A 15,165-nucleotide genomic window follows, 5' to 3' on the forward strand; every position below is an offset into this window, starting at 1 on the left:
TATTTGATTTCAATTCATTAGATATCCAGACCCCTTATCGGGGCGTTTTTTACCATGCGCGCCCTGGGCAACAGACAGGCGATTTCGCGCGCTGTATTTAAGGAGAATGCGGGGGCATGGAACAGGAAATCGCGAAAGCTGCCTCTCTGGCGGGGCGGGCTCGATTCGATATGTCGGCAAATGATTCGCGCAACCGTTCCGGCCGGTCCCTGTTGCTACGCGGCGGACGCATGACCAAATGGAAGGGTGAGGTCGCCAGCTATGCGGCGAACGTCGCCGAAGTCGTCTGCTGGATTTCCAGACGATCGCTTTCCCTGTCTCTCGCGACAGGCCTGGCGGTAGGTACGGCGGCCGCCGCCGACCGGTATTGGGACGCCAATGCCACATTGATCGGCAGCGGCGGCACAGGCACCTGGAACCTGACATCAGGTTTCTGGAGTCCGAGCGGCGACGGCGTCAGTGGTCCCTACACCGCCTGGGGTAATAACCTCGCCGACAATGCGATTTTCGGCGGCACAGCCGGCACGGTGACGCTCGGCTCGCCGATCAGCGCGAACCGCCTCACCTTTACCGTTGGCGGCTATACGCTGACCGGCGGCGTCCTGACGCTGGGCGGCACGACGCCAACGATAACCAGCACTGGAACGAGCACCATCAATTCGGTGATCGCGGGTTCCTCCGGCTTGACCAAGGCTGGCGCGGGCCAGTTGCTTTTGAACGGCGTGAACACCTTCACCGGCGATATCAGCCTGCTGGCCGGTTCGCTCGGCGTCAATGGTAATGCGGCACTCGGCGCGGCCGCGAACCGCATCGTGACGACAAACGGCACGACACTCACCGCTTCCGGCGCGTTGGACGCCAACCGAGTTGTTGAGTTGGGTAGCGGCAACACCAGCATCGGCGGAGCCGGGGTCGGCTCTGCACGTTTCACCGGCACCGGCGGCCTGACCGCCGTCAACGGCGTCACACTCAGCAATGACGCCAACGATTTCACCGGCCAGGCCAGTTTTTTCGTCAACGGCCATGCCTATTTTACGTCGGTCGGCGATGTTGGCGAGGCCAGTTCGCTGGGTGCGGGCGAAACGATACGCTTCACCGCGCAGAACCAGTACCAGGATTGGCTGCACTATACCGGCGGTGGTAACAGTTCCAACCGCGACTGGGAGTTTGCGACCAGCGGCGGCACATCAGGTAACGTCTTCATCAACGATGGCACCGGCACATTGACCTTGACCGGTAACATTGCCGCGATCGGCTCGGTAAGCACCGGCATGTCCTTCGTGGCCCAGAGCGCCGACATGGAACTGCTCGGCGAAATCAGCAGCCTCGGCAATCGCGGTATGGCTTTCCGTGGTGGCGGTGTCGGGCGCACCATCACGCTGGGCAATGCGAACACTTACAGCGGAACAACGAGCATCGGTTCCGGCGGCGCCGTCACCCTGCGCGCCGGATCGCTGGCCAACATCGGCACCGTCAGCTCGTTTGGCACAGGTACGGCCGGCGGCATCGCCCTCTATTCCGGCAGCGTGCTGAGCTATACGGGCGCCGCCTCGAGTAGCAACCGCAACTGGACGATTACCTCGAATGGCAGCATTCAGAACGAGGGCACCGGAGCGCTGGGCTTAAGCGGCAACGTGACCCTGGCTCCTGGCTCAGCCAACGGCTTGGGGCTGGGCGGCAGTTTCACCGGCACGAACACCTTGTCCGGTAATATTTCCGGCACTGGCAAGCTGGTCAGCAGCGGTGCCGGCACATGGGTGCTGAGCGGTGACAATTCCGCGCGCACAGGCGCCATCGAAGTGCTGGGAGGCACCTTGCGCGCCGCCAACCCCACGGCATTCGGTACGGTCACGGGCGTGACGGTCAATGCTGGCACGCTCGATCTGGGCGGCCACGATCTGCTCACACCGACCCTCTCGGGCACCGGCGGCACCATCGCGCTTGGAGCGGGCAATCTCAGCGTTAATACCACTGCCAGCACGAGGTTTGCCGGTGCGATCACCGGCACGGGCGGCCTGACCAAAACCGGCGCGGGGGGGCTGACGCTGAGCGGGCAGAGCACCTACAGCGGTGACACGACGCTCGGCGGCGGCACGCTTACGCTCGATTTCTCGGCGCCAGGAGCCCCGGCCAGCAACATCATCTCGGCCGGTTCGACCTTGAATATGGCCGGCGGCACGCTCGCCATTCAGGGCGGCACCGGCGCCAACGGGCAGACTTTCGACGGTCTCAACATCGGTGCCGGCAGCAACCGCATCGCCACGACCTCCGGGGCGGGCGGCAGCGTGACGGTCGATCTGGGCCTGATCAACCGTACCGGCGGCATTGTCGATTTCGCCTCGACGGGAACCGTCACCTACACCACCGACAGCGGCAGCCTCGGCGGCTGGGCGACGATCAATGGCACCGATTACGCCAAGGTGGATGGCGGCGTCATCAAGGCGTTCGATGCCAGCGACTACACCGACAAGGACGACGCGGGCACCTGGCTGACCGGTGACGTGATCAGTGACGCCGGCGGCGCGGCTAACTCGCCCTTCTTCGGCACAGTCAGCGCTGATCAGCAGCTTGGCGGCCTGAAATATACCGCTGCGGCAGCATCGACGGTGACGATCGGTGCCGCTGCTACGCTCGGCATCGACGGCACGATCATCGTCGGCGATACCGTTGGCAATAACAACCAGTCGATTGTCGGCGGCTCGCTGACCGGCGGCTCCGGCGGCGGCACCCTGGGCGTCTATCAGAATGGCGGCGGCAGCTTCACCATCGCCTCGGCGATCGTCGACAACAGCGGTGCCACCCGCTTCACCAAGTCGGGGACCGGCGCGGTCCGGCTGAGCGGCGCCAATACCTATACCGGCGCGACGACGCTGAGCGGGGGCAGGCTGGAAATCACCAGCCTTGCAAACGCCGGTTCCGCGAGCAGCATCGGAGCGGCTTCAGCCGACGCGTCCAACCTCGTCCTCGAAAGCGGTACGCTCGCCTACGTTGGCGCTACGGACACCGCAACGAACCGCGGCTTCACGCTTGTCGATGGCGGGGCTGTGGCACCGACGATCGAAGTCAATGGCTCCCGGACGATCGAATTCTCCGGACAGGTGACGAGCCTGGACAGTGCCGGCCTGATCAAGACGGGCCTGGGCACTTTGGTACTTTCCAATGCGGCCAACGACTATGTCGGCGTCACCACCGTGACTGGCGGTAGCGGGCCGAACGCCAGCACCTTGTCGGTGAATACTCTCGCTAATGGCGGTTTCGCCAGCGGCATTGGCGCGGCATCGAGCGACTCGGCCAATCTTGTGCTGAGCGCGGGCGGGCGCCTGCAATATACGGGCGGTACTGTTGTTGTCGACCGTGGCTTCACGCTGGACGGTGCTGGCGGCCGCATAGACGTTGCCGCTGCCGGCACCACGCTCACCATCAGCGGCACGGCAGTCGGCGCGGGCGGTCTCACCAAGGAAGGCGACGGCACATTGGTGTTGTCGGGCACCAACACCTATACGGGCTCCACGTTCGTCGATGGCGGCACACTGCGCGCGGGCTCGGCCAAAGCCTTCGGTCCCGGCGGCGGCTTCATGACGGTCAATGGCAGCGGGACACTGGATCTTGGTGGGTACGACATCACTGTGGCCGGCCTGCTCGGCGACGGTACGGTCGACCTGGGCAACAAGACGCTGACGTCCCACGGCGGCTCGGCCAACAGTTTCACCGGCAAGATAACCGGCACCGGCGGTTTTACCCGTAGCGGTTCCTGGACGCAGGTGATCAGCGGCTGCCAGAACGACTACACCGGCAAGACCACGATATCCGGGAACCTGAGTGTCGACTGCCTGGCCGATGGCGGCGACGCGAGCGGCATCGGCGCGTCGAGCGCGGCCTCGGCCAATCTCGTCCTGAACGGCGGAGATCTTGCCTATCGCGGCGGCGATGTCACCACCGATCGCGGTTTTACCCTGCAAAGCGGCTGGGGCGGCATCAACGTCGTCGAAGCCACGACAACCCTTGAATTCAGCGGCCAGGCGGTCGGTGGCGGCAGCCTCGAAAAGAAAGGCGCGGGCACGCTGGTCCTGTCAGGCGCCAATACCTATACCGGGGCCACATCCATCAGCGGCGGAACGTTGCGCGTGAACTCCAGCACTGCCCTGGGCAGTCCCGCTGCAATGACCCTTTCGAATGTCGCCGGTGCGCTGCTCGATCTCAACGGCTTCGACACCAGCCTTGCCTATCTGTCGGGTGGCGGTTCGGTCGGCGGTAATGTCGCGCTGGGCGGCGCGACGCTGTCTCTTTCTACAGGCGGGAGCGGAACTGGTGCCTTCAATGGGGCCATCAACGGCACCGGTTCTCTTGTCAAGAGCGGCACTTACATCCAGGAATTGAGGGGCTGCGGCAGCACCTATACCGGCAGCACCACCATCAACAGTGGCGTACTCGCGGTCTCCTGTCTGAATGATGGCGGCGTCGCCAGTTCGATCGGCCTTTCCAGCGCCGACGCCAGCAATCTCGTCATCAATGGCGGTACGCTGCGCTATATCGGCACCGGCGGCAGTACCAATCGTCAGTTCACGCTGGGCGCCAGCGGCGGCAATGCGCTCGACGCATCGGGCATGGGCGCGATCAACTTCACCAGCAACGCGCCGGTTACTTTCGCGGCGGCCAACACGGCGCAAACGCTGACGCTGACCGGAACGAACGTCGCCGACAACAAGCTTGCGGCAAGGCTGACCAACAACGGCAGCGGTGTCACTTCACTGACCAAGACCGGAACCGGTACCTGGATCCTGAGCAACGAGACCAGCACCTATACGGGCGTCACCACCATCAGCGGCGGCGTGCTCGGCGTCGACAAGCTGGCAGATGGCGGGCAGGCCTCGAGCCTTGGTGCGTCGTCGGCCGCAGCGTCGAACCTGATAATCGGCAATGGCTCGACGCTGCGCTACACTGGCACAGGCGACACCACCAACCGGCTGTTTACGCTTTCGGCGGGCGTGACCTTCATTGAATCCTCGGGCACTGGCGCCATCGTCTTCACCGATACCGGTCCGGTGACACTTGCCGGCAACAACCAGAACCGCACCATCGCGCTCGGTGGCGGCAATACCGGCAACAACACGCTGGCCGGCTCGATCGGTGACGCCGGCACCGGCAAGACAACGCTTGCAAAGAACGACGGCGGCACCTGGGTGCTGACCGGCAGCAATACTTTCACCGGCAACACTGTCGTCAATGCCGGCAGGCTGGTGCTGGGCAATGGCGGAACCACAGGCTCGCTCAGCAGTAATGTCGTGATCGACGGCGGCTCGCTCGCCTTCAATCGCGCCGACACCTATGGGTATGGCGGCCTGATCTCACGCGCCGACGCAGGAAGCACGGGCGGTATCGACCAGATCGGTTCAGGCACGACGATCCTCACCGGGGCCAACACCTATCTCGGCGCGACCAACGTCAACAAGGGCACCCTGCTGATCAACGGCAACCAGTCCGGCGCAACCGGCCTCACCACGGTTCGCGCGGGCGGCACGCTCGGCGGCACGGGCACCATCGGCGGCGACGTTGCCGTCCTCGGCGGCACCATCGCGCCGGGAAGCAACGGTGCGGGTACGCTGACCATCAACGGCAGCCTCACGCTCGACTCCTCGTCCACCCTTGCCATGCAATTCGGACAGGCCGGCACCGTCGGTGGCGCCCTTAACGACGCGATCAATGTCAATGGCAACGTGACGCTCGATGGTACGCTTGACGTGTCCGAGACCGCCGGCGGCAGTTTCGGTCCCGGCGTCTATCGCATCATCAGCTATACCGGGACCCTGACCGACAACGGCCTCAATGTCGGCACGCTGCCGAGCGGCACCGGTGTCATCCAGACGGCGGTGGCGGGGCAGGTCAACCTGCTTGCGGGCGGCGACGACTTCAGCTTCTGGGACGGCGCCGCCGGCCCCAAGAACAATGGCGTCGTCAATGGCGGCAACGGCATCTGGCAAAACGGCCTTGGCAACGACAACTGGACGGAATCGACCGGCAATGTGAACGCCGCCTATGCCGACGGCACATTCGCCATCTTTGCCGGCAGCGCCGGCACCGTCACCGTCGACAACGGCCTCGGCCAGGTCACAGCCAGGGGCATGCAATTCGCCACCAACGGCTATGTCGTCGACGGCGACATGATCTCGCTTCTCGGGACGGATGCGACCATCCGCGTCGGCGACGGCACGGCAGCGGGCGCGGGCATGACGGCGACGATCGCCTCGGTACTTGCCGGCACCTCGAAGCTGGTCAAGACCGACGCCGGTACGCTGGTGCTGGTGGGAGCCAACAGCTATAGCGGCGGCACCGCCATCAATGGCGGCACGCTCCGCATAGCGGATGATTCCAGCCTTGGTACGGGCGACATCAGCTTCAACGGTGGCACGCTTCATACGACTGCAAATGTGGGCACCGTCAAAAAGCTGACACTGGCTGGTGCAGGAACGCTGCTCACCGATGCAGGTACAATCCTGGCACTCCTTGGGGACATCGACGGCGGCGGGGCGCTCACCAAGAGCGGTGCGGGCACTCTCTTGCTGGCGGGCCACGCCGGCCACGCCGGCGGTACGACGATCATGGACGGAACCGTGCAGGTCGGTTTTGGCAGCACCACCGGGTCCATCGCGGGCGATATCGTCAACAACGCCACGCTGATATTCGACCGCTCCGATGCGCTCGCCTATGCCGGCGCCATTTCCGGCACCGGCGACCTGTACCAGAACGGTGCGGGCACGCTGACGATGAGCGGAAACAGCAGCTACACGGGCAGAACTTTGGTGGACAATGGTATGCTGGTGCTGACGGGCCGGATCGTCGGGACGTCAGGGCTGACATTGGCCAGCACCACGGCTCATGCCGCCGATATGATTCTCGACGGCGCCAATGCGCGGCTTTCGACGGCCGCGACAGGCACCTCCTATGTCGGCTACCAGAACAACGGCACCCTGACGGTGCGCAACGGCGCGCAGGCTGGCTTCGCGGGCTTGATCGCGGGCAGCGGGATAGGGTCTGTCGCTACGATCAAAGTGGACGGGCCCGGTTCTCAGGTCACGCAGACCGGAACAGCGATATTCGGATTGGGTGGAACCGCGACCGTCGACATTCTTGGCGGTGGCAGGATGGTTTCGTCCGGCACGAATGTGCTTGTCGGCGGCCAGTTTCCGACCGGGGCCACCGGTATGGTTACGGTTTCCGGCGCGGGTTCGCGCTGGGAAATCGCCAATGCTCTCAATTTCCGCAGGGGTTCGGTCACTATTGCCGATGGTGGCGTCGTGACTGCGGGATCGTCCGTTATCGGCTTTGTCGGTGTGGGTGTCGCCAACCCGACTGCGGACCTGCTGGTCACCGGTGCCGGTTCGCGCTTCGAGACGGCGGGCAGCTTGACGATCACCAATGCCGTCACGGGCGGCGCCAGGGGCTCGATCACCATCGCTGACGCCGGCGTGGTCAAGGCCGGCAACGGCACGCTTGCGATGGGGCCGGGCGATGCGGCCCTCAACATCGGCGGAGTGGAAGGCGGTCCGTTCGCTCGTGCCGGCAGGCTGGATGCGGCTTCGGTGACGATGGCAGCGGGCACGAACCGCATCAATTTCAACCATGATACTGCGGACTACCGGTTCGACGCCGTCATTTCCGGTGCGGGCGCGCTCAATCACTACGGCCCCGGTGCCACGGTGCTGACGGGGAACAACAGCTATACCGGTTCCACCACCGTCATTGCCGGCAGCCTCTACATCAATGGCGACCAGTCGTCGGCGACCGGACCCACCACCGTCGGCCCTGCAGGCACGCTCGGCGGTGCCGGCACGATCGGCGGCGATGTCGTCGTCGTCAGCGCTTCGGTAAATCCTGGCGATCTCGGAAGCGCGCCGGGAACGCTGACGATCAATGGCAATCTGTCGCTGATGTTCGGATCCAATCTCAATTTCAGCTTCGGCCAGGCCAATGTTCCGGGTGGGCCGCTCAACGACCTCATCAATGTCGGCGGCGACCTGTCGCTCAACGGCACGCTCAATGTGCAGGCCTCTGCCGGCGGCAGCTTCGATCCGGGCATCTACCGGGTCATCAACTATGCCGGTTCGCTGAGCGGCACCGGGCTGGGGCTCAACGCCCCGACGCCGGACTTCTATGTCCAGACCTCGATCCCCGGGCAGGTCAACCTGGTCAACACGGCGGGCATGGCGCTGCGTTACTGGGATGGCGATGCGGGCCCCAAGAACGACGGCACTGTCAACGGTGGCAACGGCCTCTGGCAGGCCTTTGGCGTTGCGCCCGACAACGGCAACGACAACTGGACCGAAGACGGCGCGATCAACGCGCCCTTTGCGGACGGAGCCTTTGCTGTGTTCATGGGTGATGCCGGAACGGTCACCGTCGATTCCGGCAAGGGCGCGGTCAACGTCTCGGGAATGCAGTTCATCACCGACGGCTACGTCATCGACGGTGACACCATCAATCTCGTGGGCGCGGGCGACACCGTGATCCGCGTCGGCGACGGAACCACGGGTGGCGCGGGAGCGACCGCCACGATCACCGCCGAGCTTGCCGGCGGCAGCGGGTTCGTCAAATCCGACATGGGCACCCTGGTCCTCGCCGGCTCCAACAGCTATGCCGGCGGCACGACAATCAGGGGCGGCACGCTGCAGATTGCGTCCGACGCCAGTCTCGGCGCGGCATCCGGCGGCATCACCTTCGACGGCGGCACGCTGCACACCACGACCAGTTTCGCAACCACGCGCAATGTCGTGCTGACCGGCGCGGGGAGCTTCCTTACCGCCACCAACACGACGTTGACGCTGGACAATCCGATCTCCGGCGCCGGGATGCTGACCAAGGCCGGCGGTGGCACGCTGCTGCTGGCCAGCGACGCGGCCCACACCGGCGGCACGACGATAGCAGCCGGCACGCTGCAACTCGGCGATGGCGGCACGGGCGGCAGCGTCACCGGAAACATCGTCAATAACGGCCTGCTGGCGATTGACCGGTCCGACAAGCTGACGCTCAAGGGGAAGATCTTCGGCAGCGGCGCGTTCACGCAGAACGGCGGCGGCACCACCATCCTGACTGGGGCCAACGGCTACACGGGCGGTACCACGGTCAATGCGGGCGCGCTGCTCGTCAACGGCGACCAGTCGCTGGCCACGGGGGTGACAAATGTCGCCAGTGGCGCGACGCTCGGTGGCGCGGGCATCATCGGCGGCAACGTCGTGGTCGCCGGCGGCGCGACGCTTCAGCCGGGCAGTTCGCTCGATGCAGCCAGCACGCTCACCGTCAAGGGCGATCTGTCGCTCGGCAGCGGCTCGAAGCTTGCCATGCAGTTCGGCGAGGCCAATGTCGAAGGCGGCGGCTTCAACGATCTCATCCATGTCGGCGGCAACCTGACGCTCGGCGGCACGCTGGACGTTTCCGTCTCGCCTGGCGGCATCTTCGGCGGCGGCATCTACCGCGTCATCAATTACGGCGGCACGCTCACCAACAATGGGCTTGCGCTGGGCGCCATGCCCGCCGGCAGCGACGTGTTCCTGCAAACCTCGGTGGCGGGCCAGATCAATCTGGTCAACGGCGCCGGGCTGGCGCTCAACTACTGGGACGGCGATGCCGGGCCGAAATTCGACGGCCAGGTTGCCGGTGGCGACGGCATCTGGCAGGGCACGGCCGGCAACGACAACTGGACCGACGCGGCGGGCGACATCAACGCGCCTTACGCCAACGGCTCCTATGCGATCTTCACCGGTGCTGCCGGAACCGTCACGGTTGACAACAGCCTTGGCCAGGTCGAGGCAACCGGCATGCAGTTCGCCGTGGACGGCTACCGGATCGAGGGCGACGAACTGAAGCTCACCGGTTCGCAGTCGGTGATCCGCGTCGGCGACGGCACGAGCCTCGGCATCAGCATGACGACGACGATCGCGGCGGTGCTTTCCGGCTCGGGCGAACTGGTGAAGGCCGATCTCGGCACGCTCGTCCTGACGGGCAACAACAGCTATACGGGCGGCACGTCGATGACCGGCGGTACCTTGCAGGTGGCTGCGGACACGGCGCTTGGCGACAAGGCCGGCGGGCTCTCCTTCAATGGCGGCACGCTGCACACGACGGCTGTCATGACCAGCAACCGCTCGCTCGTGTTCGCTGGCGATGGCACGGTGCTGACCGACGACGGAACCAGCCTGACGCTCAACGGGGTGCTTTCGGGCAATGGCGACTTCACGAAGTCGGGGAGCGGTACGCTGGCCCTGACCGCCGACAGCAGCGCCTATGGCGGCCTGACGACCGTCGATGACGGCACGCTCGTCGTGAGCGGTGTTCTCGGCGGCAAAATGGCAGTCGCCGTGGGGGGCAGGCTGGAAGGTGCCGGGAAGGTCGGAGCAACGAGCAACAGCGGCACGATCGCGGTGGGCCATGACGGTGTCGGCACGCTCACCATCCAGGGCAACTATACCGGCCATGACGGCCGCGTCGAAATCTCCGCCGTGCTCGGCGACGACAGTTCGGACACCGGCCGCCTCGTGATCGCCGGCGCCACAGCCGGCACGACGCAGATCGGCGTTACCAATCGCGGCGGGCTCGGCGCGCAGACGGTGGAAGGCATCAAGATCATCGATGTGGGCGGCGCGTCCAGCGGCACCTTCACGCTTGATGGCGACTACGAGTTCCAGGGCGAGCAGGCGGTGGTGGGCGGCGCTTATGGCTACCGGCTCTATAAGGGCGGCGTGAGCTCGCCCAACGATGGCGACTGGTATCTGCGTTCGGCCCTGCTCGATCCGCAGCAACCTGAAGCGCCGCTCTATCAGCCCGGCGTTGCGCTCTACGAAAGCTATGCCGCGGCAATGCAGGAGCTCAACCAGACCGGCACCCTGCAGCAACGCATCGGCAATCGTGTCTGGGGAACGCGTGCGGATGCAAAGGGAGACAGGATCGCCGACAGCAACGGCATCTGGGCCCGCATCGAGGCCGCCCATGCGAAGTTCGATCCGGAGGTTTCGACCAGCGGTGCAAACTACGATGCCAACACCTGGAAATTCCAGACGGGCATCGATGGCCTCCTCGCGCAGAACGAAGCGGGACGCTTCATCGGTGGCCTCTATGTCCAGTACGGCACCGCCTCATCCAGTGTCTGGTCGCCTTACGGCACAGGCAGCATCGACACGACCGGTTACAGCCTGGGCGCAACGCTGACCTGGTATGGCGAGAGCGGCTTCTATGTGGACGCCCTGGCCCAGATCACCTGGTATGACAGTGACCTTCGCTCGGCCACCGCCGGCCGCAAGCTGGTGGACGGCAATGGCGGCATGGGCTACGGCCTCAGCATCGAGGCCGGCCAGCGCATCGAGCTTGGCGGCGGCTGGTCGCTGACGCCACAGGCACAGCTCAGCTATTCGGATGTTCGCTTCGACAGCTTCCATGATGTCTTCGACGCAGAAGTCTCGCTGCGGAAGGGACACGATGTGACCGGGCGCCTCGGCATTGCGGTCAACCACGAAGCCGAATGGCGCGACACGCAGGGGCGCCGGGTGGCGAGCCATCTCTACGGCATCGCCAATCTCTACTATGGCTTTGCGGGAGCCACGGAGGTGGACGTGGCGGGGGTCGCGTTCTCAAGCAGGAACGACCGTCTGCGCGGAGGCATCGGCCTTGGCGGTACGCTCAACTGGGCCGATGACAAATACTCGCTTTACGGCGAAGCACGGCTGGATGGGAGCCTGAAGGACGCCCACAACACCAACTCGATCGGCGGCACGGTCGGCTTCCGCATGCGCTGGTAGGCCGTTCGCTGAACCGGCGCCGCGTTCCCACCGCCGCGGCGCTTCTCAACCCATCAGCCGGGCCTGCCGGCGAGGGCCGCCACGATGGACGCCCTCCTGTTTACAACGAGTACGAAAGACATGACTGGATCACGAATTGCACGGCAGCTCCTGGTTGCCCTGATCGGCGCTCTGCCGATCCTTACCTCTACAGCCCAAGCCCAAGCCCAAGGAACAATTGACATGCAATCTCCTACATCACTGTCCGAAACCTATGATGCCTGGACAGTGCAATGCGCCAACCAGCAGCAAGGCGACCGGACGCTGCGCATTTGCCAGATGTCTCAGGAACTGCTGCAGCAGGAGACGCGCCAGCGCGTGCTGACGTTCGCAATCGGCATGACCGACACCGGCGGCGCCAAGGCAACGCTCGTTTTGCCGTTCGGCCTGCTTCTGGCGGACGGCGTGCGTGTCAACATCGCCGACGACGAAGTGATGCGTGCGCCCTATCGCACATGTTTGCCGGTCGGCTGCGTGGCAGAGATCGAACTGCCGGCCGAAACGCTCCAGAAGTTCGAGGCGGCCGAAGTCGCCAGCGTGCTGATGACCGCCAATTCCGGCCAGCCGGTGAAAACCGATATCTCGCTCAAAGGCTTTGCCTCGGCGTTCCAGCGGCTGACGGATCTCTCGGCCAGCGCAGGAAAATAGGGATAGTGCCGGGTTTCGGCGCTTCTGCGGGCGCGTGAGGGATTGCTGTCAGCGACGACCGCCATGGCAGCGATCCCTTGATCGGGGCGTAGGTTTGCCGGCAGTCGCCGCTACGGTATCCAGCGCAGAGCCACCCCGCCTGCCGCCGCCAGCAGAACGACGACCCAGGGCGGGGTCTTCCAGGCCACCAATGCCACGAAGCAGATCAACGCCACGGCAAGATCGGGCAATCCCCCGATAGCGCTGGTGAATACGGGCGTGTAGAGCGCCATGCCCAGAATGCCTACGACCGCCGCATTGGCGCCCTGCATTGCCGATTGAGCCCATACCCTGTGCCGCAGCTGATCCCAGAACGGCAGCGCGCCGATCAGGATCAGAAACCCTGGCAGAAAAAGCGCCAGAAGTGCGATAGCCGCTCCGGCGATGCCGTTCGGTTCCGGCTTCATGACGGCACCCAGCCATGCCGCGAATGTAAACAGCGGCCCCGGCACCGCTTGCGCCGCACCATAGCCCGCGAGAAAGGCGTCGTTGCTGACCCAGCCCGGCGCGACGGTTTCGGTCTGCAACAGGGGCAGCACCACATGCCCGCCACCGAACACCAGCGAGCCGGCGCGATAGAAACTGTCGGCAAGCGCGAAACCCTGACCCAGACCGGCCAAAACGGGTAAACCAGCCAGCAACGCCACGAATACGGCCAGGGCGACCAGGCCGGCTCCGCGCGAGACCGGAACAGCCAGTTGGGCACCGGTCCTTGCTTGCCCCCGACCCAGACCCAGACCTGCGGCGGCCCCGAGGAGGATGGCTCCCATCATCCCGCCGGCTCCGGGCGCGACGGCCAGCAGGATCACGGCGGCTACCGCTATCGCCACGCGTTCCTTGTCGGGGCACAGATTGCGCGCCATACCCCAGACCGCCTGCGCCACAATGGCGACCGCGACGATCTTCAGCCCATGCCGGACACCCAGGCTCCACAGGTTTTCGAGATGCGACGCCGTGAGGGCCAGAACGAGCAGGAACAGGGCCGACGGCAGCGTGAAGGCGAGAAATGCCGCGAGCGCGCCGCCCCAGCCGGCCCGCATCAGGCCAAGCGCGAAGCCGACCTGACTGGAGGCAGGCCCCGGCAGGAACTGGCACAGCGCCACCAGATCTGCGTAGGCCGTGTCGCTCAGCCACTTGCGCCGTATCACCAGCTCGTCCCGGAAATAGCCGAGATGGGCAATGGGGCCTCCGAACGACGTGATTCCGAGTTTCAGGAAGGCGCGGAAAACCTCGGCGACGCTGCCTTGTGTCTGTTGCCGGCTGTGATCCATTGGGGAATTCGCTTTATGCATGGTCATTGCCGCCGTTGACTACGTGCCATTGGAGACAGCCTTGTGACGGGCTGTCCACAATGGCGCGGAAGGTGACATGTTGGAAGCGCCGGCGATCGCGCTGTTCCAAAGACGCGGCGGCCGTGGAAGGCAGTGCATGATTTGCTTCGCGCTTTTGTGCTCACCTTCCGCCCTCTGGTGATAATTCGAGCGTGCTGCGTGGCCCGACCCTAGCTGACGGTTTGCAGATCGGTTTCGTTGCGCGCGATGCCGACCATGCCTTCGGCCTGCTCGAGCATTTGTCTGGCGCTTCGTCTCAGGATCGCGATAAGTTGGGTGCGGTCGAAATCGGCGTCCCGGTTTTCGGGCCAGACCGCGCAATATTCAAAATGGACCGCAGGCTCGAAGCGCCGGAAAACCAGCCGATCGTTGCGCGCCACATACATGCCGAAAAGATCGACCAGCGCGATGCCGGCGCCTTCTTCCGCCATGCGCACGGCCGCGGCCATCAGCGGCACCTGCATCACCTCGTCCGGGCGGACATTCTCGGCAATGAACACGCGGTCGATGCCGCTTTGGATTCCTTCGTGCCTCGACAGGCCGATATAGCTTTCACCATCGAGGTCGCAGGCATGGATCACCGGTTTGCCGGCGAGCCGGTGATCGCGGGGGAGGGCGCAATATACCGGACTGCGGATGATCTGGCTGCTCGCCAGCCCCTGCATATGCTGCATCACCACCGTGATGGCGAACTCCAGGCGTTGCGCGGCCAGCAAGCTGAGCAGGCTGGGTGCATCGTAGGTGTAGAGCGACAAGACCCTGCCGCTCCTGGCGCGCCAATCCGGCAATACCCTTGGCAACAGGGTCGTGGCCAGCAGGGGTACGGCGCCGAAGGCGATCGGCTGGATCTCGCTTTTGATCACGCGCGCGACGATGCGATCGATGTTCTCGAGGGTTGAGAACAGGACGTTTGTCTCGCTGTAAAGGGTCAGCGCCAGCGGGGTCGGAACAAGCCGCCCCTGCCGGCGCTCGAACAGGCTGATCCCCGCATGCAGTTCGGCCTGCGCGATGATCTTGCTGACGGCGGGCTGAGACAGGCCGAGCAGGCGTGCTGCCTCCGATGCGCTCCCACCTGCGATGACCGCGCGAAAAACCTCGATGTGTTTGAACTGCAGCCCGTCGCGCCTCATCGCCCACCTATAACAAAAGAAATAGCACCATAACGAAATATCCAGTTCCGCGAAGCCTGGACTTGTGCAATTTGTCATAAAAATGGGCTGAAGAACTGCGCCATGGTCGCGTCGAGGCAAAAGCCTTCCTGACGAAATGCGGGCCAATGCCGCTCAGCTGTATAAAGCCTATTCAATTTAGAATATGTGTGGGGG

At 64.6% G+C, this 15,165-nt stretch carries 4 protein-coding genes; 2 read left to right on the forward strand and 2 right to left on the reverse strand.

Annotated features, from left to right (window positions below; translation table 11 throughout):
* Window positions 1-230: 230 nt before the first annotated feature.
* The gene (locus C7441_RS13540; protein ID WP_210205646.1) at window positions 231-11,783 is read left to right on the forward strand and encodes an autotransporter-associated beta strand repeat-containing protein; all 11,553 of its coding nucleotides are present in this window, start codon (window positions 231-233) and stop codon (window positions 11,781-11,783) included.
* Window positions 11,784-11,867: 84 nt separating this feature from the next.
* The gene (locus C7441_RS13545) at window positions 11,868-12,470 is read left to right on the forward strand and encodes an invasion associated locus B family protein (protein ID WP_244916150.1); all 603 of its coding nucleotides are present in this window, start codon (window positions 11,868-11,870) and stop codon (window positions 12,468-12,470) included.
* 110 nt (window positions 12,471-12,580) lie between these two features.
* Here the strand turns inward: C7441_RS13545 and chrA are convergent, their stop codons facing one another.
* Together chrA and C7441_RS13555 are read right to left on the reverse strand one after the other, a co-directional pair.
* A complete protein-coding gene (gene chrA, locus C7441_RS13550) occupies window positions 12,581-13,780 on the reverse strand; it encodes a chromate efflux transporter (RefSeq protein ID WP_109613317.1) in 1,200 nt (399 codons plus the stop codon).
* Between the two features lie 230 nt (window positions 13,781-14,010).
* On the reverse strand, window positions 14,011-15,117 hold the full coding sequence (locus C7441_RS13555; RefSeq protein WP_210205647.1) for a LysR substrate-binding domain-containing protein: 1,107 nt from the start codon (window positions 15,115-15,117) through the stop codon (window positions 14,011-14,013).
* Window positions 15,118-15,165: the final 48 nt, after the last annotated feature.

The sequence above is a fragment of the Pseudaminobacter salicylatoxidans genome, from assembly GCF_003148475.1.
Lineage (GTDB): Bacteria > Pseudomonadota > Alphaproteobacteria > Rhizobiales > Rhizobiaceae > Pseudaminobacter > Pseudaminobacter salicylatoxidans.